This window comes from Azospirillum picis, from assembly GCF_017876115.1.
Taxonomy (GTDB): Bacteria; Pseudomonadota; Alphaproteobacteria; order Azospirillales; family Azospirillaceae; genus Azospirillum; species Azospirillum picis.
This window is the reverse complement of sequence record NZ_JAGINO010000017.1, coordinates 39,123-56,170: the sequence shown is the minus strand read 5'-3', so window position 1 is coordinate 56,170 and position 17,048 is coordinate 39,123. Positions and strand designations below refer to the sequence as shown.

Annotated in this window: 19 protein-coding genes and 3 tRNA genes; 6 read left to right on the top strand and 16 right to left on the bottom strand. The window is 70.7% G+C overall.

From position 1 onward, the window contains the following. Positions 1-140 precede the first annotated feature (140 nt). From htpG to J2850_RS20750, 7 genes are all read right to left on the bottom strand, one after another. The gene (gene htpG / locus J2850_RS20780; RefSeq protein ID WP_209985675.1) at positions 141-2,021 is read right to left on the bottom strand and encodes a molecular chaperone HtpG; all 1,881 of its coding nucleotides are present in this window, start codon (positions 2,019-2,021) and stop codon (positions 141-143) included. 142 nt (positions 2,022-2,163) lie between these two features. Further along, a complete protein-coding gene (locus J2850_RS20775) occupies positions 2,164-3,849 on the bottom strand; it encodes a hypothetical protein (RefSeq protein ID WP_209985672.1) in 1,686 nt (561 codons plus the stop codon). 94 nt (positions 3,850-3,943) lie between these two features. After that, positions 3,944-4,612 (bottom strand): glutathione S-transferase family protein, encoded by a 669-nt coding sequence (locus J2850_RS20770; protein ID WP_209985669.1) that lies wholly within the window; start codon positions 4,610-4,612, stop codon positions 3,944-3,946. Positions 4,613-4,712: 100 nt separating this feature from the next. Further along, positions 4,713-5,174 (bottom strand): GNAT family N-acetyltransferase, encoded by a 462-nt coding sequence (locus tag J2850_RS20765; RefSeq protein WP_209985666.1) that lies wholly within the window; start codon positions 5,172-5,174, stop codon positions 4,713-4,715. Between the two features lie 292 nt (positions 5,175-5,466). Continuing rightward, complete coding sequence (locus J2850_RS20760; protein ID WP_307354501.1) at positions 5,467-6,774, bottom strand: TAXI family TRAP transporter solute-binding subunit; 1,308 nt, start codon at positions 6,772-6,774, stop codon at positions 5,467-5,469. A gap of 81 nt (positions 6,775-6,855) precedes the next feature. Next, positions 6,856-7,350 carry a HupE/UreJ family protein gene (locus J2850_RS20755; protein ID WP_209985663.1) on the bottom strand — a complete coding sequence of 165 codons (495 nt, stop codon included), beginning with the start codon at positions 7,348-7,350 and terminating at the stop codon, positions 6,856-6,858. Between the two features lie 178 nt (positions 7,351-7,528). Then, positions 7,529-8,089 (bottom strand): hypothetical protein, encoded by a 561-nt coding sequence (locus tag J2850_RS20750; RefSeq protein WP_209985660.1) that lies wholly within the window; start codon positions 8,087-8,089, stop codon positions 7,529-7,531. Positions 8,090-8,213: 124 nt separating this feature from the next. Here J2850_RS20750 and J2850_RS20745 point away from each other — a divergent pair, with 124 nt between their 5' ends. Beyond that, on the top strand, positions 8,214-9,731 hold the full coding sequence (locus J2850_RS20745; RefSeq protein WP_209985657.1) for a Y-family DNA polymerase: 1,518 nt from the start codon (positions 8,214-8,216) through the stop codon (positions 9,729-9,731). Positions 9,732-9,755: 24 nt separating this feature from the next. Here the strand turns inward: J2850_RS20745 and J2850_RS20740 are convergent, their stop codons facing one another. Both J2850_RS20740 and J2850_RS20735 read right to left on the bottom strand, forming a co-directional pair. Next, positions 9,756-10,334, bottom strand: coding sequence for a demethoxyubiquinone hydroxylase family protein (locus J2850_RS20740; RefSeq protein WP_417281589.1), 579 nt, complete (start codon positions 10,332-10,334; stop codon positions 9,756-9,758). Next, entirely contained in the window at positions 10,331-10,867 is a 537-nt protein-coding gene (locus J2850_RS20735; protein ID WP_209985654.1) for a disulfide bond formation protein B, read from the bottom strand. Before J2850_RS20735 ends, J2850_RS20740 begins: the two co-directional genes overlap by 4 nt. 195 nt (positions 10,868-11,062) lie before the next feature. Here J2850_RS20735 and J2850_RS20730 point away from each other — a divergent pair. Beyond that, positions 11,063-11,149 (top strand) — tRNA-Leu (locus J2850_RS20730). On the opposite strand, the gene J2850_RS20725 is transcribed toward J2850_RS20730, so the two are convergent. Both J2850_RS20725 and J2850_RS20720 read right to left on the bottom strand, forming a co-directional pair. Then, the gene (locus J2850_RS20725; RefSeq protein WP_209985651.1) at positions 11,112-11,504 is read right to left on the bottom strand and encodes a carboxymuconolactone decarboxylase family protein; all 393 of its coding nucleotides are present in this window, start codon (positions 11,502-11,504) and stop codon (positions 11,112-11,114) included. The two genes, J2850_RS20730 and J2850_RS20725, sit on opposite strands and share 38 nt — an antisense overlap. Positions 11,505-11,552: 48 nt before the next feature. Continuing rightward, a complete protein-coding gene (locus tag J2850_RS20720; RefSeq protein WP_209985648.1) occupies positions 11,553-11,744 on the bottom strand; it encodes a YgaP family membrane protein in 192 nt (63 codons plus the stop codon). 187 nt (positions 11,745-11,931) lie between these two features. On the opposite strand from J2850_RS20720, the gene J2850_RS20715 reads away from it, so the two are divergent. Continuing rightward, positions 11,932-12,372 (top strand): rhodanese-like domain-containing protein, encoded by a 441-nt coding sequence (locus J2850_RS20715; protein WP_209985645.1) that lies wholly within the window; start codon positions 11,932-11,934, stop codon positions 12,370-12,372. 51 nt (positions 12,373-12,423) lie between these two features. Here J2850_RS20715 and J2850_RS20710 read toward each other — a convergent pair. Next, positions 12,424-12,508: transfer RNA gene (locus J2850_RS20710), tRNA-Leu, on the bottom strand. Positions 12,509-12,762: 254 nt separating this feature from the next. Here J2850_RS20710 and J2850_RS20705 point away from each other — a divergent pair. Further along, positions 12,763-12,942 carry a hypothetical protein gene (locus J2850_RS20705; protein WP_209985642.1) on the top strand — a complete coding sequence of 60 codons (180 nt, stop codon included), beginning with the start codon at positions 12,763-12,765 and terminating at the stop codon, positions 12,940-12,942. Positions 12,943-12,991: 49 nt separating this feature from the next. Here J2850_RS20705 and J2850_RS20700 read toward each other — a convergent pair whose 3' ends face one another. Both J2850_RS20700 and J2850_RS20695 read right to left on the bottom strand, forming a co-directional pair. Continuing rightward, positions 12,992-13,237 carry a hypothetical protein gene (locus tag J2850_RS20700; protein ID WP_209985639.1) on the bottom strand — a complete coding sequence of 82 codons (246 nt, stop codon included), beginning with the start codon at positions 13,235-13,237 and terminating at the stop codon, positions 12,992-12,994. A gap of 95 nt (positions 13,238-13,332) precedes the next feature. Then, positions 13,333-14,166 (bottom strand): competence/damage-inducible protein A, encoded by an 834-nt coding sequence (locus J2850_RS20695; protein WP_246513302.1) that lies wholly within the window; start codon positions 14,164-14,166, stop codon positions 13,333-13,335. 76 nt (positions 14,167-14,242) lie between these two features. Here J2850_RS20695 and sfsA point away from each other — a divergent pair, with 76 nt between their 5' ends. Beyond that, positions 14,243-14,995 (top strand): DNA/RNA nuclease SfsA, encoded by a 753-nt coding sequence (gene sfsA, locus J2850_RS20690; protein ID WP_209986029.1) that lies wholly within the window; start codon positions 14,243-14,245, stop codon positions 14,993-14,995. Between the two features lie 41 nt (positions 14,996-15,036). Beyond that, positions 15,037-15,846: a type I methionyl aminopeptidase gene (map, locus tag J2850_RS20685; protein WP_209985637.1), complete on the top strand. Its 810-nt coding sequence runs from the start codon at positions 15,037-15,039 to the stop codon at positions 15,844-15,846. A 109-nt stretch (positions 15,847-15,955) separates the two neighbouring features. On the opposite strand, the gene J2850_RS20680 is transcribed toward map, so the two are convergent. After that, positions 15,956-16,585 (bottom strand): hypothetical protein, encoded by a 630-nt coding sequence (locus J2850_RS20680; RefSeq protein WP_209985635.1) that lies wholly within the window; start codon positions 16,583-16,585, stop codon positions 15,956-15,958. A gap of 321 nt (positions 16,586-16,906) precedes the next feature. After that, positions 16,907-16,981, bottom strand: a tRNA-Thr gene (locus J2850_RS20675). Positions 16,982-17,048: the final 67 nt, after the last annotated feature.

The following is a 17,048-nucleotide window of genomic DNA, read 5'->3' as shown; positions in this document are numbered from 1 at the left end:
GCCCCGGGTCGCGCCTTCCGCCATCGGCCCTCTCCCCTCCCGTCCGGCCGCCGGTCCCCTGCCGCCGCCATGGCGGCCATCATGACGGAAGGGGCGGGCGGCCGGCTGTGCGAAGAGGGGCTATTCCCGCCTGCCGGCGCTCAGGCCAGCCCCTTCTCCATGGCGCTCGCCAGGCGGCGGGCGAAGGCGGCGGGGTCCGGCAGGCTTTCGCCCTCGACGATGCGGGCCTGATCGAGCAGCAGCCAGGCCGCATCCTCCAGCGCGTCGGTGGCGCCGGCCCCCGTGGCGCGCTCGGCCAGCCGCTTGATCAGCGCATGGGACGGGTTGATCTCCAGGATGCGCTTGCCGACCTCGCCGTTGAGCTGCTTGTGCTGCTTCAGCAGGCGCTCCAGGTGCATGTCCATGTCGTTGTCGTCGGCGACCAGGCAGACCGCGCTGTCGGTCAGGCGTTCGGACTTGCGGACATCCTTCACCGCGTCGGACAGCGTCAGCTTCAGCAGCGCCAGCAGGTCGGTCAGCTCGCCGTCCGCCGCCTTCTCCTCCGGCTTCTCGGCCTCCTCGCCCTTGATCTTGCCGAGGTCGGCGCCGCCGCGGGTCACCGACTTGAAGGGCTTGCCGTCATAGACGCCGACCGACGGCATCCAGAACTCGTCCACCGGGTCGGTCAACAGCAGCACCTCGACGCCCTTGGCCCGGAAGCCTTCGAGCTGCGGGCTGCGCAGCAGGGTGTCGATGTCGTCGCCGCTGATGGTGTAGATGGCGTCCTGGCCTTCCTTCATGCGGCCGACATACTGCTCCAGCGACACCAGATCCTCGCCGGCGGTGGTGCGGAAGCGCAGCAGCTTCAGGATGTCGTCCCGGTGCTCGTAGTCCTCGTAGAGGCCCTCCTTCAGCACCGCGCCGAAATTCTCCCAGAAGCTGTCGTATTCGGCGGTGTTCTCGGTATCCCTGGCCTTCTTGCCCAGTTCCGACAGGACGCGCCGCGTGATGCCGGCCTTGATCTTGGCCAGCATCGGGTTGTGCTGCAGCATCTCGCGGCTGATGTTCAGCGGCAGATCCTCGCTGTCGACCACGCCGCGCAGGAAGCGCAGGTAGGGCGGGATCAGCCCTTCCGCCGCGTCGGTGATGAAGACGCGCTTGACGTACAGCTTCACCCGGTGGGCGCGCTTGGGATCGAACAGGTCGAAGGGCTTGGTCGAGGGGACGAACAGCAGGTTGGTGTATTCCAGCGCCCCTTCGGCCCGCCAGTGCAGGGTCAGCCACGGCTCGTCGAAGGCGTGGCCGACATGGTGGTAGAATTCCTTGTACTGGTCGGCGGTGATCTCCGACTTCGACCGCGTCCACAGCGCCGACGCGCTGTTCAGCGCCTTGGCCTCGTCGCCCTCGCCGAACAGGATGGGAATGGCGATGTGGTCGGAATATTTGCGGACAATGCCGCCGAGCCGGGTCTCGTCCAGATACTCGTCGTCACCCTCGCGCAGGTGCAGGACGATCCTTGTGCCGCGCGACAGGCCGTCGGCCTCGGAAATCGTGAACTCGCCCTTGCCGTCGGACTCCCAGCGCCAGCCGGTGGCCTCGCCGGCCTTGCGGGTCAGCACGGTGACCTTGTCGGCGGCCATGAAGGCCGAATAGAAGCCGACGCCGAACTGGCCGATCAGGTTGACGTCCTTCTTGCCGTCGCCCTTCTCCGCACCCTCCAGCGACTTCATGAAGGCGGCGGTGCCGGACCGGGCGATGGTGCCGAGATTCTCGACCAGATCCTCGCGGTTCATGCCGATGCCGTTGTCGGCGACGGTCAGGGTCCGCGCGTCCTTGTCGACCAGCAGGCGGACCTTGAGGTTCGGATCCTCGGCCGAGAGTTCCGGCTGGGTCAGCGCCGCGTAGCGCAGGCGGTCGCAGGCGTCCGATGCGTTGGAGACCAGCTCGCGCAGGAACACTTCCTTCTCGCTGTAGAGCGAGTGGGCGACGATGTCGAGCAGGCGGCTGACCTCGGCCTGAAAACTGAGCCGTTCCTCGGTCATGGGTGGGCACCTTCGTTGGGTTTCACGGGTGATGGCGTCAAGACGGCGGAGATATGTGAAAGCACCCCCGCCGTTCAAGAGGCTTTATCCCGTGCAACCGCGGGCGGTGTACGCATGCCCGCCCGCGGTTGCCGCCCGCCCGTTACTTCTTGGTCTTCTTCGGCGGCTCGGCCGGGGGCTGCTCGACCGGGGCGGCCTCGGCGCCGCCTCCCAGCAGCGGGGTCATGTCGGCGCCGTTCAGCATGAACTGGCCGGCCTCGGTGACCTCGAACTTGTAGCTGCGCACGTCGGCGCCGCTGTCGTCCTTGCCCGCCTGGCCAAGCGCCTGCAGCATGGCGAGGCCGGCCATCAGGCTCTGGGCGTTGGGGTCGGCGTTCGGGTCGGGCTTGGCGCCCGGCTTCGGCTGCATCGCCTTGACCGCGGCGTCGATGCCCCGCAGCAGCACGGTGGCGCCGCCGGTGACGCCGAAGGCCGCCGGGGCGGCGACCGCCAGGGCTCCGGTGGCGGTGCCGGCGGTGGCTGGCGTGTCGATCGTCAGCAGGTCGAGGCGCATCTCCGTCCCGGCCTCGCTCATCGCCGCCATCGCCCGCTGCATGGCGAGTTCGGCGGGCGGCGGGGCGGGCGGCGCCTTGGCGGCCTTGGCGTTCGGCTTGGCGCCCTTCTTGGGCGGCGGCGCCTCCTCCTCGGCCTCGACCGCCTTGGCCAGGTCGGTGAAGGTGCTCCACAAGGCGGCGTTCGGCACCTTGGCCAGCGACAGCTTCATCTCCAGCTTGCGCGGGCTGAAGTCGGCCGGGATCGGCGACGGGGTCATCGCGAATCCGCTCGCCTCCATGCCGAAGCTGGCATTCGAGAGCGCCTGGTCGAGATCCAGGAGGCCCATCTGGAAGGCGAAGCGGCCCAGCGTGACCTTGGTCCCGTCCTCGGGGCTGACGGCGGCGAGGTTGGTCAGGCTCATCTTGCCGGTGAGGCCACCGAACAGGCCCTTCATCATCGGCAGCAGCTCGCCGCTGGTCGGGACGGTGCCCTTGGCGGCGGCCTGCTCGGACAGCCTCTGCAGGGCGATGATCTTGGTCAGGTCGATGCGGTTGTAACCGCCCTCGGCGGCGATGCCGCCGATCTTCAGCATCTCCCGGTTCTTCTCGTCCAGCACCGACAGGTTGCCGAGCGCGAAGGCGGCCGGGCCGCTCCACAGCGTGTTGCCGGCCGAGCCGGGCTCCGGCTTCAGGTCCTGGACCATGGTGAGGGTGGAAACCGCGACCTTGCCCTTGCCGTCGGCGGCGGTGACGGACAGATCGCCGAGCGCGGCGTCGAGCGTCAGCATCGTCTCCATCGCCCCCGACCAGGTGCCGGTGATCGCCTGCTTGCCGATCCCGATGGTGGCGGCGTCGGTGTACTCGTCGTTCTCGTCGAGGTTCTGCACCTTGAGGGCGCTCGGCAGAGTCACCGAAACCCCGTAGAGACCCTCGTCCTTCGGCGTCACCGTCAGCAGGATGGTGCCGATGTCGAAGAGCGTGCCCTCGGCATCCTCGGCGGACAGGCTGGGCAGCGCCACCTCGTAATGATCCCCGGACGGCTTGACCGTCGGTTCGCCCTCCCATTGGAAGCCGACGCCCTCGTTGTCCTCGGTCGGCGGCGGGAACCAGCGGGCGAGACCGCTCTTCAGCGTGGCGGCGAGCGAGCGGGCGCCGGCATCGTCGACCGCGGGCACGGCCGCCTGGGACGGCGACCAGGCGCCCACCAGCGCCAGCAGACCGCCGGCCAGCAGGGCCGGGCGCAGGGAACGGACCGGCAGGACCGGCAGGGACGAGGAACAACTTCTCAGAGGCATCGAGGATGAACTCCCAGGGACGTTTCGGCAGGCACGTTAAGCCTGATACGCGACACCGGTCCATCGCCCTAATGGATCTGGTGTGGCGGCGGCTTCAGAAATCCAGGTCCGCGTAGTGTTTTGGCGGCGGACAACCGGTGATGTTGTCGGCCAGCAGGGCGCGGAAGCTGGGCCGCGACTTCATCCGGGCGTACCAGTCCCTGGTTTCCGGGCTGCGGTCCCACGGCACGTTGTCGATGTAGTCGAGGCAGGAGAGCTGCACCGCGGCGGCGATGTCCGCCAGCGAGAAGGCCGATCCGGCCAGCCAGGACCGCCGCTCGGACAGGAAGGCGATGTAGTCGAGGTGGTAGGTGATGTTGGCCAGCCCGGCGCGAATCGCCGGGGCGAAGGGATGGCCCTGGCCGGACAGCCGCTTGACCAGCTTCTCGCCCACCAGGTTCTCGGTCACCTCGCGTTCGAACTTGCAGAGGAACCAGTCGGCGAGCCGGCGGACCTCCGCCCGCGCCGCCACTTCGCGCGGCAGCAGCGCGGTGTCGGGATAGGCCTCCTCCAGATACTCGATCACGGCGAGGCCGCCGGCCACGACCGTCCCGTCCTCCTCCACCAGCACCGGCACCTCGGCCGCCGGGTTCATCTTCAGGAAGTCGGTGCGCCGCTCCCACGGCTTCTCGATCACCGGCTCGAAGGGCAGGCCCTTCTCGGCGAGCATCACGCGGACGACGCGCGACAGGGCATGGATCGGATGATGGTACAGGGTTCGCATGGCGGCGGGACTGTACCGCAACGCCGCAAGCGAAAACAGCCCGTCCGGAGACAGCGGCCGGGTCTCGTTCGGATAGGACCGGTGGGGCCGGAACCCCCGGTCAGCCGGCGCTCGACAGGCGGTACAGCACCAGCGCCTCGGCATGGTCCGGCGCCAGCCCCACCGGCGTCCAGCCATTGCGCTCGTAGAAGGCGCGGGCGGCGGCGTTGCGGGCGGCGCAGGCCAGTTCGGCCGGCTGCGGGCCGCCGCGCAGCAGCAGCAGCGCCTCGCGCAGCAGGGCGGATCCGATGCCGCGCTTGTGCCAGCGGGGGTCGATGAACAGGTTGTGGATGACGCCGGCCTGGGGGTCGAGCGATATGAAGCCGGTCACCGCCCCGTCCAGTTCGGCGACCAGCACCGCGTCCTCGCGCACGCAGTCGTAATAGTCGTCCAGCCCGAAGCGGTCGGCCGGCTGCCAGGAGAAGGCATGGCGGCGCCCATGCAGGAAGATCTCGGCGCAACGCGCCGCGTCGGCGGCGCGGGCGGGCCGGATCGTGACGCGTTGTCCCTTGCCGGTCGGCATGCCTCCCCTCTCCTCGCCCCCCTCCGGTCCCAGCGTTCCGGTCCCAGCGCTCCGGTCCCAGCGTCCCGGTTTCAGGTGGCGGGCCGCCGGATGACACGGGCAGGCGATCCGGCGATCCGACTCGCCGGCCGGTCCGCAGAGCCGGTCGCCCAGCCTGTCGCCTGAGGGTATCAACCAGGGACGGACCGGAATATTCCGCCAGGATAAGCCGCCGGCGGGAAGGCAGGGAACGCTTCTTTGGTCGTGTGCGCGACCGGCGGACCGGACGGGGACCGGGCGGGGAGCGGGCCGTTCAGCGGGTCGCCTTGCCGGCGTCGGCGCCGGAGGGGGTGCCGGCCGCCGCCGGCTCACCCGGCCCGGCATCGGTCCGGCTGTCGGGCCGCCCGTCCGCCGGTTCGCCGCCTGGGCCACGGCCGGAGCCGGAACCGGGCTGGCCGGCCGGGTCGCGCGTCGGCTCGTTGGCGGCGCTGCCCAGCAGCCCGGCCTCGCGGTAGAAGCGCTCGGCCCCCGGATGCAGCGGCACCGAGACGTTGGCGATCGCCCGGGCGGGGTCGAAGCGGCGCCCCTGGGGATGGCCCTCGGCCAGGATGCGGCGGGTGTTCTCGTGCCAGAGCGCCCGGACGACGCCGTAGATCAGGTCGGGATCGCGGTCGGCGCGGGTCAGCATCTCCGCCCCCAGGCTGAGGGTCGGGGTCTGGGCGGTGCCGGGATAGGCGCCGGCCGGGACCTCGTCGGCGATGTAGAAGCGCTGGGTGCGCAGCAGCCGCTCGGCCGGTTCGCCGTCCAGCGGCACCAGCCGCACCGGTACCCGCGCGGCGACGTCGCTGACCGCCGACACCGGATAGCCGCCGACCATGAAGAAGCCGTCCAGCTCGCCCTTCGCCAGCCGGTCGGCCGCCGCCCCCGGCTTCAGGTAGAGGGGAGTGATCGAGCTCTCGGACAGGCCGTAGGCGTCCAGGATCAGCCGCGCCTCGACCAGCGTGCCGGAGCCCTGCTCGCCCAGCGCGATGCTGCGCCCCTTCAGGTCGGCCATGCGGTCGATGAAGCCGTCGGAGCGGACGACCACCTGGATCGCCTCGGCATAGAGCATGCCGAGCGAGCGCAGCTCGGCGAAGGGGCGCGTGCCGGTGAAGATGCCGGTGCCGCTGTAGGCCCAGTAGGCGACGTCGGCCTGGGCGAATCCCGCCTCGACCGACCCGCCGCGCAGCATCTCGATGTTCTCGACGGAGCCGTTGCTGGCCTGCGCCACCACGATCAGGCCGGGGATGCCACAGCTCCCGCCCTTCTCGCAGGGGCGGGCACCCGGCGGGTTGGAGATGGCGTTGGCGATCAGCCCGCCGATCGGGAAATAGGTGCCGGCGGTCGTGCCGGTGCCGATGCGGAAATAGCGCAGCTCCTGCGCCGCGGCGGGGCCGCTTCCCCCCAGCGACGCTCCGGCAGCCAGAAGCGACGCCCCGCCGGCCAGCCCGCCCAGCAGGCGGCGGCGCGACAGTCCGGACGGTTGCGCAGGCCGGCCGCCAGGATGCGCCGGCGAGCCCGGCGGCAGGTCAGGCAGCGGATCCGGCGAGGAGGAGCAGGCTTTGTCGGCTGCGCGGGGCACCGGATCATCCCATTCTTCTGGTTCGAAAAGGGCTTGCCCCCAAGATTTCCGCGCAACCCCTTCATTTCAAGGCACAACCGGTCAAATCACGCCGACGAAATCGAGAACCCCGGCGACTGCCACCGCACCGCCACACAGGCGGACGGCGCGCTCCGACTCGGCCTGCGTCACCGCCACCGACAAGCCGAGCCCGCCGCAGGCGACCAGCATCAGCCCGCTGGCGAACCCGGCCCAGTAGAGCGGCGGCCCCTGGTGGGCATGGCCGTGGAACACCGCGGCGACCGCGGCGACCAGGACCGCCAGCGCCGACGGCGCCCGCACCCCCAGCGCGACCAGGGCCCCCACCAGGACCAGCGAGGCCGACAGCCCCGGCCCGGCATAGGGCAGCCGCAGCCCCATCTGCGCGGCGATGCCGGCCGCCAGCGCCGCGGTCACGGCGGCGGCGGGCACCTGCCAGACCGCGGTGCCGCCCGACTGTCCGGCCCACATCCCGATGCCGAGGATACCGAGCAGGTGCTGCAGCACCCACACCGGCGTGGTCAGCCCGTTGCCGAAGGCCCCCGTCACCGTCGTCATGCGCGCGCCACCCCTGCCCGTCCATCCCTGACCCGTCCGGGTCCCGCGGCCGGTATGACGGCAGCGGCCCCTCGCGGTCAAGCGAAGCCCAGGCTGGACTGATGGACAGGTGGCATGGTCGAGGCGCGCAGGCGGGCGCCGGGGCGGAGGGTCAGTGGGCCGGCGCCAGAGATCGGCGTCAGCGGGCCAGCGGGTCGCCGTACTGGCGCAGGTCGTTCTCCCGCTTCATCAGGTCGCGCTGGCCGAACGGGTCGAGACGGCCGAGCGCGTCCTGCTCGCGCAGGCGCTGAACGTCCGGCTGCAGCAGGTCGCGCTTGAACGCGTCGGTCGTGCCCTGCGTCGACGGCGGGGGCGGCATCTGCACCGGCCTCGGCGGCTGCGGCAGCACCGCCGGATCCGGGGGTGGCGACGAACTGCCGCGGCGGCGCGGCGGCGGCTTCCGGGGCTGCTGCCCCGTCTCCTGCTCCTGCCGTCCCGCAGGGTCGGGCCGGCCGTCGTCGCGTGAGGCGGCCCTGGACGGGGAGGAGGCCCGCGACTGTTCCGCCTGGATCTCGCTCCACATCCGCCGCTCGCCGCCGGGGATCAGCGTCTGCGTGTGGACGGGGGGAAACGCCTGGGCGCGGCCGGGCGTCTCGTCACGGAGGTCCGGCGCCGCGCAGGCTCCCAGCACCAGCAGCGCGGCAAGCGGAACGGCGAGCGGAACGGCCAGTCGGATGGAGAGCGGCGGGGACGTTGTCATCGAGTCAATGTCGGCGCTCCCGGACGGTTCGGCAAGGTGCCCCCAAAGGAGGGGCTCGCGCAGCGGACAAGCTGACGCTAAAGTGTTCCTGATTTGTTCGAACCATGCCGAGCTCCCGCCCCCGATGTCCCGCCGCATCCTCTCCCTCTGGCTTCCGCGCCTGGCGACCGACGCCCGCGAACGCGGCGCGCCGGCGGAGACGCGGCGGCTGCCGCTGGTCCTGCTGCGGACGGAGCGGCGGCGCCGGATGGTGGTGGCGGTCAACCCGCCGGCGGCGGCGGCAGGCCTCCGGCCGGGACAGACCCTGGCGGACGCCCGTGCGCTGGAACCGGGGCTGGAGGCGGCGGAAGCGACGCCGGAGGCCGACGCCGCCCTGCTCGACCGCATCGCCGGCTGGGCGCGGCGCTACAGCCCCTGGACGGCCGCGGACGGCCCGGACGGGGTGGTGATCGACATCACCGGCTGCGCCCACCTGTTCGGCGGCGAGCCGGAACTCGCCGCCGACCTGACCGGCCGTCTCCGGGCCGCCGGCTTCGCCGCCCGCGCCGCGGTCGCCGCCACTCCCGCCGCCGCCTGGGGGCTGGCGCGCTTCGGCACCGCGGAGGATCTGCGGCACGAGCGGCTGGACGGCCTGCCGATGGCGGCGCTGCGGCTGCCGGCGGAGACGCTGGAGGCGCTGCACGCCGTCGGGCTGCGGCGGGTCGGCGACCTGCACGCCATGCCGCGCGCCGGGCTGGCCGCCCGTTACGGCACGCGGCTGCTGCAACGCTACGACCAGGCGTTCGGCCGGCTGGACGAGCCGATCTCGCCGCGCCTGCCGGTTCCCGCCCACCGCGAGCGCCTGGCCTTCGCCGAGCCCATCGCCACGCCCGAATCGATCGCCGGGGCGCTGCGCCATCTGCTCGGGCGGCTGTGCGCCGGGCTGGAGGCGGCCGGCCACGGGGCGAGGCGGCTGCGGCTGGAGGCGCACCGCACCGACCAGCGGCTGGAGGACGAGCCGCAGAGCCTGGCGCTCGGCACCAGCCGTCCGGCCCGCGACCCTGCGATGCTGGCGCGGCTGTTCGCCCCGCTGCTGGAGCGGATCGAGCCGGGGCCGGGACTGGAAACGCTGACCCTCTCCGCCACCGAGACGGCGCCGCTGGCGCCGGTGCAGACCGGCATCGACGGCGAGGATCCCGACGACGGCCTGGCCGAGCTGGTGGACCGGCTCGTCCTGCGGCTGGGGGAGCGGGCGGTGCTGCGGCTGGTGCCGCGGGAAAGCTGGCTGCCGGAACGCAGCGTCGCGCCGGCACGGCCGCTCGACCGCCTGTCCGGCCCGGCGGTCCCACCCGCCTGGCCCGCCGACCGGCTGCGCCCGCTGCGGCTGCTGACGCCGCCGGAACCGGTCGACGCCACCGCGCCGGTGCCCGACGACCCGCCGTTGCAGTTCCTGTGGCGCGGCGTGCGCCACCGGGTCCTCCGTGCCGAGGGACCGGAGCGGGTCGAATGCGAATGGTGGCGTCCGGAAGGCTCGCTGGGATGGGCCACCCGCGACTATTACCGGATCGAGGACGGCGACGGCCGCCGCTTCTGGCTGTTCCGCGCCGGCCTGTACCGGCCGGACGAGACCCCGCGCTGGTTCCTGCACGGGCTGCTGGGCTGAGGGGCCGGCGGGAGCCCCCCGCTCCTACACCCGCTCGGCCACCCAGATCACCGCCCGCGTGCCGGCCTTGATCGCCGCCGACAGCACCGGATAGGCGGGGGCGCGTTCCGCCTCGTTGACCAGGCCGATGTCGCGGTGCTCGACCTCCTCCGCCTGGAACTGGCGGATGCTGCCGGCGAGGTCCTGCTCCTCGGGGCCGAGATGCTTGAGCTGCTCCTCGTAGTGGCCCTCGATCACCTCTTCCACCGCCACGGTGCAGGCCATCGCCGCCCGTTCGCCGAGCAGGGCGGTGCCGGCGCCCAGCAGGAAGCCGGTGGCGTGCCACAGCGGTTGCAGCAGGGTCGGGCGGACCCGGCGCTTCACGAGCTGCTTCTCGAAATACTCCAGGTGCACCCGCTCCTGCTCGGCCATGTGGCGCAGCGTCTTGCCGTGACGGCCGCGCCCGATGACGGCGATCTGGCCCTCATAGATGCGCTTGGCGCCATATTCGCCGGCATGGTCGACGCGGACGACGCGGGCCAGCCGGTCGCGCGGCGGCGGGTCGCCGGGCAGCGCGCCGCGCATGAAGGGACGGTTGGAGGGATGGGAGGTGGCTTCGCTCACAATGCAGTCCTCGACACCGGGGTGCGGGTGTAGGCGGTCCGCGCCGAGACGAAGGCGTAGGCCGCCAGCCCCAGCGAGATGACCACGTTGTAGCCCGCCATCGAAATCCCGAACAGCGACCACGCGACTTCGTCGCAGCGGGTGACCGGGGCGGCCATCACCTGGGCGCGCAGCGCGTCCAGCGACGTGGCCGCGGCCGAGCCGCCGCAGGACGAGGTTCCCGCCCACCAGTGCTGCTCCACCCCGACATGATAGGCGGCGATGCCGGCCCCGGCCAGCAGCGCCAGCCCGCTGGCCACCAGCAGGGCGTCGCCGAGCCCCTTCCAGCGGCGGAACAGCCAGGTCGCCAGCGCGAACACCATCACGGCCACATAGGGCCAGCGCTGCATGATGCAGAGCACGCAGGGCTGGTAATCCAGCACGAACTGGAAGAACAGCGCGGCCAGCAGCACCCCGGCGCTGGCCAGCGCCAGCAGGAGGGAGGCGATGCGGGGATCCTCGAAGGCACGGGAAAGGAAGGGTCGGGTCGTCATGGCCGACAAGGTAGCGCGTGCGCGGCCGTTCGGCCAGCCGTCCGCGACATCCGCCCCGCCCCTGCGACGGCATGGCAGGGGCCGCCGCCCCGGCCGGGAATAAGCGCGACCTGCGCGGCGTCGCCGCCTCCCGCGACGGAACCCCGCGTTTTGCGCTTTGCGATTCCAGCAGGTTGCGCTAGAAGAGGCGTCGCTGCGGGCGTGGCGGAATTGGTAGACGCAGCGGACTCAAAATCCGCCGTCCTTACGGATATGTCGGTTCGAGTCCGACCGCCCGCACCACCTTTCCTCCGGGCCTCCCCGGATTTCGGCCTGCCCCCCGCGTGAACTGGTCGAAGGCTTCGACCGCCTGGGCGGCAGACATCACCGGCCGGCCGGCGCCCCTGTAGGCCGCCATCCCCACCGTCCCCATCACCTCCGCACGCGTGGCCCCCTGCCTCATCGCCGCCTCGGCATGGAAGGCGACGCAACCGTCGCAGCGGATCGCCACGGCGATGGCCGGCGCGATCGGTTCCTTGGTCCCGGGGTCGAGCGCATCGGGCTTCAACGCCGCCCGGGCCATGCCCGAGAACGCCCCCAGCACCCCGGGCGCGCTGCCTGGACGGTCGCGGATCGCGCCGGACAGTTCGCCGCTCATCTGCGGCCGGTTCCTGTGCGTGACGATCTCCGTTCTAGAAAATGGCGTTCAGCGGAAGGCGGCGCCGACCTGCCTCAGCACCATGGCCATCGGGCAGACCCCGGTGACGGCCGCCTGAAGCAGGCCGGCGCCGACGGCGGCGGTCAAGCAGAGCCAGAGCGGGCTGTGCAGGTGCGACAGGGCGAGGCTGGCGAGGACCAGCACGCCGGCGGCGGCCGGAAGGATGCGGTCGATGGTCATGGCGGTTCTCCCGAAGAGGATGCCCCCGGCATTGCGTTTCCCGGCGTCGAGGGCCAATCCCCACGCCGGTGCCGGGCATCCGTTGACAGTAGATTAGAATATGCTAATTTATTGGTCAGCAGCATCCCGCCGGACCGTTCGCCGGCGGGAGCGTCATCGACATGATCAGTCCGGAGGCACCCGTCCCATGTTCCTGTGCACCCTTGTCCGCCGCCTGTTTCCCGCCGCCCGTTCCGCGGACGGCGTCCCCCGGGACCGCTCGGCGGAGCCGGCGGGAGATGCAGCAGCGGGTCCGGGGAACGGGAATGGCGCCTCAGTCCGTCAGGTCGACGCCGAAACCGTCATGGGCTGGGCGGCGGCCGGAGAGGCGGTGATCGTCGACGTGCGCGAACCGCAGGAACACGCCGCCGGCCACGTCCCCGGCGCCGTCCTGAATCCGTTGTCGAGCTTCGACCCCGCAAGGGTGCCGGTGGAGCCGGGCAAGCACCTGGTCTTCCACTGCCAGGGCGGCATGCGCTGCGGACCGGCCGCCGAGCGCATGATGGCCGCCGGCTTCACCGGCACCATCAACCGCCTGCGCGGCGGCTTCGCCGCCTGGAGCCGGGCCGGCGGCGCCGTCGAGCATTGAGCGATCGGGGTCAGGCCTGGGAGCATTGAAGAGGGAAAAGGACCGGACAGTTGGTGCGGGCGGCGGGACTCGAACCCGCATACCGAGAGGTGAGGGATTTTAAGTCCCTTGCGTCTACCGATTCCGCCACGCCCGCGCCCTGGGCTGCCGCCATGACCCGGCAACGGCGACCGGATCGTGTCGGCAAAGCCATTGCCGTCCGGACCGGCCGCGGGCTGCCCGCGGGGATTGCATACCCGAGCACGCAACGCACCGTTCCGTGGCCATGACTTAGACAATCGCGGGACTGCGGGTCAAGGGATCTTCGCAACACCGGCGGCATTCCCATATCACGGGAAACGCAACCGCGGCAGAGCGGCCGCAAGCGGAGATCGGAAGGGAGACGGTGGCGTGGGGGAGACGGACTGGCTGGCGCTGGTGGCGCTGCTGATGGTGGCGGTCCTGGTGGTGCCGGCGGCATTGCGGCGGAACCGTGGGACCGTGCTGCGCAACGCCGCCCTGTGGCTGGCGGTGATCGTCGCGCTGGTCTGGATTTACGACCGTTTCGGGCCGTTCGGCACACGCTTCTGACCAGGCGGCGGGACATGGCCCGCCGCCTCTTTCATCCCGGCCCTGCCTGTCAGGGCCGCGTATCCTCGTTCAACGCCATGATGCCGATTCCCATCGACACGCTGCCGAAGGTCAGCATCAGCCCGGCATAGAGCATCACCGTGGCGGTGATGCCGTATTCGCTGCTGCCGATCAGCGTCGCCAGGCGGGCGACGTCGAACCACAGCAGCCCGGACGCCAGCACCACCGCGCCGGCGATGCCGGCCAGCAGGTGGCGAAGAAGGAACAGCAACGCCGCTTTTTCAAAGGATTTCATGGCGGGACGCTTTCGATGAATTCGGTCCGGAAGCCAATACCCTAATATGGGACGGGTCTGGTCCCGGACAATCGATCCATCGGCATAGCGTCCCTTCACCCTTTGGTGCCCACGGTGATCACCGGCGTGCCGCCCAGCCGCCGGAGGATCCCCGCCAACTCCTCCGCCGTCCCCGCCACCTCGGCCTCGTCGATGCCGCGCAGCACCAGGCTGACGCCGAAGAAGCCGTTGCGGAAATAGGGATAGCTGCCGATCTCCAGCTCCGGATGACGGTCCTGCAGCGCCGAAAGCTCGGCGGCGATCACCCCCTCGCCCAGTTCGCAGGCCACGGTGCGGGCATGCAGCGGCGGACCGCCCGCCAGCCGCGGCAGCAGGCCGTCCAGCATCGCCTGCATGATGTTGGGCACGCCCGCCATGACGAAGACGTTGCCGATCTGGAATCCCGGCGCCTGGCTGATCGGGTTGTCGATCAGGATGCCGCCGGCGGGGACGTTCGCCATGCGCAGCCGTGCCTCGTTCAACTGGCCGGCGGCGTAATGGCGCTCCAGCCGGGCCACCGCCTCCGGGTTGCGCTCCAGCGCCACGCCGAAGGCCTTGGCGACGCAGGCGGCGGTGATGTCGTCGTGGGTCGGGCCGATGCCGCCGGTGGTGAAGACGTAGGTGTAGCGGGCGCGCAGGGCGTTCACCGCGGCGACGATCTCCTCCTCGACGTCCGGCACCACGCGTGCCTCGCGCAGGCGGACGCCGATCCCCGTCAACTTCTCGGCGATATGCCCGAGGTTGGCGTCCTTGGTGCGGCCCGACAGGATTTCGTTGCCGATCACCAGGACGGCAGCGGTGGGGTTGGCGGCAGTCGGGTTGGCGGCAGCGGCGGAAGGCGCGGCAGCGGAAACGGTGGCGTGCTGACCGGAAACGGATTCTGACGTCATGGGGCAGGCATCTCCGATGGAACGCCCTTGAACGCCCTTGTCGAGCGGAAGGGCCGGCGGTAGCGTCGCCGCCAAGATGCGCTTTCCCTCCCCCCTTCTTCAAGGCCGCCTGATCCGCCGCTACAAGCGGTTCCTCGCCGACGTCGAGCTGGGCGGCGGCCCCTCCGGCGCCGCGATGGTGACCGCGCATGTGCCGAACTCCGGCAGCATGATCGGGCTGGACCTGCCGGGCTCCGCGGTGTGGCTGTCGCGCTCCGACAGGCCCGGCCGCAAGCTGCCCTACACGCTGGAACTGGTGGAGGCCGCCGCCCCCTGGGGCGAGGGGCTGGTCGGCGTCAACACCGGCCACCCCAACGCGCTGGTGGCCGCGGCGATCGCCGCCGGCACCATCCCCGAGCTGTCCGGCTACGCCCGCCTGCGCCGCGAGGTGAAGTACGGCCGCAACAGCCGCATCGACGTCCTGCTGGAAGACGACCCGGACCGGGACGGCGGCCGGCCGCCCTGCTATGTCGAGGTCAAGAACGTCCACCTGCGCCGTCCGGGCTCGGTCCACGCAACGGCGGCGGAATTTCCCGACTGCGTCACCGCCCGGGGGGCCAAGCACCTGGAGGAGATGGCCGCGATGGTGGCGCAGGGCTGCCGTGCGGTGATGCTCTATCTTGTCCAGCGCAGCGACTGCACCTATTTCCGCACGGCGGCCGATCTCGACCCGGCCTATGATGCCGGACTGCGCCATGCGCTGCAGGCAGGGGTCGAGGCGCTCTGTTGGTCTTGCGCGATCACCCCCGAATCGATTGAATTGGACAGGCCGCTGCCGATTCGGTTGTAGGATCGCGGCATGTTTGAGCCATTGGCATAAGGGCACTCGTCTTGGAACAGGATCACGTCGAATCCAACCGCGTCCGTCTCCATGGTCCGGAGGGATTCGAAGGCATGCGCAAGGCCGGCCGCCTGGCCGCGCTGACCTTGGACTTCATCGTCCCCTATGTGCAGCCGGGGATCACCACCGGCGAGCTGGACCGCCTGCTCGAGCAGTTCATCCGCGACCACGGCGCCGTTCCCGCCCCGCTCGGCTACCGCGGCTTCCCGCGCGCCAACTGCATCTCGGTCAACCATGTGGTCTGCCACGGCATCCCCGGCGACAAGCGGCTGCTCGACGGCGACATCCTGAACATCGACGTGACCCCGATCCTCGACGGCTGGTACGGAGACAGCAGCCGCATGTACCTGTGCGGCGACGTCGGCGTGAAGGCGCGCAAGCTGGTGGACGTCACCTATGACGCGCTGATGATCGGCATCGCCGCGGTGAAGCCGGGCGCGACGCTGGGCGACGTCGGCCACGCCATCCAGACCTTCGCCGAATCCCACCGCTTCTCGGTGGTGCGCGACTTCTGCGGCCACGGCCTCGGCCGCGTCTTCCACGAGCCGCCGTCGGTCCTGCATTACGGCAAGCCGGGACAGGGGATCACGCTGAGGGAAGGCATGATCTTCACCATCGAGCCGATGATCAACACCGGCCGCCCCGACGTGAAGATCCTGGGCGACGGCTGGACCGCGGTGACCAAGGACAAGTCGCTGTCCGCCCAGTTCGAGCATTCCATCGGCGTCACCGCCGACGGCGCCGAGATCTTCACCCTGTCGCCGGCCGGGCACACCAAGCCGCCCTACCCGGAAGCCTGACCACCGCCGGCCATGGCCGGAACCGCGACCGGACAACCAAGACCGGACACGGGCGCCGCATCTCCGGAGGCGGCGCCTTTTCTGTTTCAAGCCTCCGGCCCCGCTCGCGTCACTGGAGGCGCCGGCAGAAGGCGATGCGGTCGCGGCCGTGCGCGGTGTAGACGCCCTGGCCGTAGATGCGCCACGCCCCGCCGACCCGCACCCCGGTCACGAAGCCCAGGCCCTGGCCGTTGCCGAGGTTGCGGTAGTCGTTGCGCTGGAACGTGTGCTGGTAGCCGAAGGCCGACAGCGTGCCGGTCATCGCCTGGTGGTCGGTGCCGCCTGCGGCGTCCTGGATGTTGTGGTGGGCGACCTTGACCGTGCCGTTGGGGCCGGCGACGCAGCCGAAGGAGCAACCGTCCATCATCGCGTTTATGAAGAACTGCGCCTGGCCGCCAAGCACGATCGAATAGCCGAAATCCTCATTCCAGGGCAGGAAGCATCCCTGCGCCGCGCCGGACCCGTCCTCCACGATCTGATAGGAATGCCCGTCGGCGTTCCAGCCGCCGAAGAGGCCGTATTTCCCCGGAGAATAATACTCCACCTGGATGTCGTGCCGCCTGACCGTGAAATTGGACAGCGTCGGTGCGCTGACGGACGAGGGCGCACAAATCCAGTAGACGGCATTCCGCCTGAAGAATCCGTCCGGATCGCCCTGGATCAGCGTCAGGAACTGCTGGGCATCGACATCCACGTACATGCGTGTCTCCCCGGGAACGCCAGCGCCTCCCGTCCAAGGCGCCATACGCGACCTGCGCGAGGATCTTACCCGTGCACACCCCTTTGGTGAAGCAGGCTGGTGCCGTGGCTGCCGGAATGGCGCGGATGCCGCCCGGCCCAATCCCGGCGATCCTGGAAATGCGCCGGAACAGAAGAGGCATCGGAGGCGGCGGGGGCTCGGGCGAACGGGCCGGGGCACTTCGGGTCCGTGTTCCGAGTATCGGAAACCGCCGGATGAGACGAAGCGGGTCCCGGACATGCAAAGGCCCCGAAACGCGGTGCGCTTCAGGGCCTTTGAAACTGGTGCCGCAACAGGGATTTGAACCCCGGACCTACTGATTACGAATCAGTTGCTCTACCCCTGAGCTACTGCGGCGTCGTCGTGGCGCGGAACATAGCGATGTGCTTTTCAGGATGCAAGCGGTGAATTCGGGAAAAATCGC

Bases quoted from the DNA above. Each gene is read 5' to 3' on its own strand.
- htpG (WP_209985675.1), bottom strand. From the start codon at position 2,021: ATGACCGAGGAACGGCTCAGTTTTCAGGCCGAGGTCAGCCGCCTGCTC.
- J2850_RS20775 (WP_209985672.1), bottom strand. From the start codon at position 3,849: ATGCCTCTGAGAAGTTGTTCCTCGTCCCTGCCGGTCCTGCCGGTCCGT.
- J2850_RS20770 (WP_209985669.1), bottom strand. From the start codon at position 4,612: ATGCGAACCCTGTACCATCATCCGATCCATGCCCTGTCGCGCGTCGTC.
- J2850_RS20765 (WP_209985666.1), bottom strand. From the start codon at position 5,174: ATGCCGACCGGCAAGGGACAACGCGTCACGATCCGGCCCGCCCGCGCC.
- J2850_RS20755 (WP_209985663.1), bottom strand. From the start codon at position 7,350: ATGACGACGGTGACGGGGGCCTTCGGCAACGGGCTGACCACGCCGGTG.
- J2850_RS20750 (WP_209985660.1), bottom strand. From the start codon at position 8,089: ATGACAACGTCCCCGCCGCTCTCCATCCGACTGGCCGTTCCGCTCGCC.
- J2850_RS20745 (WP_209985657.1), top strand. From the start codon at position 8,214: ATGTCCCGCCGCATCCTCTCCCTCTGGCTTCCGCGCCTGGCGACCGAC.
- J2850_RS20735 (WP_209985654.1), bottom strand. From the start codon at position 10,867: ATGACGACCCGACCCTTCCTTTCCCGTGCCTTCGAGGATCCCCGCATC.
- J2850_RS20725 (WP_209985651.1), bottom strand. From the start codon at position 11,504: ATGAGCGGCGAACTGTCCGGCGCGATCCGCGACCGTCCAGGCAGCGCG.
- J2850_RS20720 (WP_209985648.1), bottom strand. From the start codon at position 11,744: ATGACCATCGACCGCATCCTTCCGGCCGCCGCCGGCGTGCTGGTCCTC.
- J2850_RS20715 (WP_209985645.1), top strand. From the start codon at position 11,932: ATGTTCCTGTGCACCCTTGTCCGCCGCCTGTTTCCCGCCGCCCGTTCC.
- J2850_RS20700 (WP_209985639.1), bottom strand. From the start codon at position 13,237: ATGAAATCCTTTGAAAAAGCGGCGTTGCTGTTCCTTCTTCGCCACCTG.
- J2850_RS20695 (WP_246513302.1), bottom strand. From the start codon at position 14,166: ATGACGTCAGAATCCGTTTCCGGTCAGCACGCCACCGTTTCCGCTGCC.
- sfsA (WP_209986029.1), top strand. From the start codon at position 14,243: ATGCGCTTTCCCTCCCCCCTTCTTCAAGGCCGCCTGATCCGCCGCTAC.
- J2850_RS20680 (WP_209985635.1), bottom strand. From the start codon at position 16,585: ATGTACGTGGATGTCGATGCCCAGCAGTTCCTGACGCTGATCCAGGGC.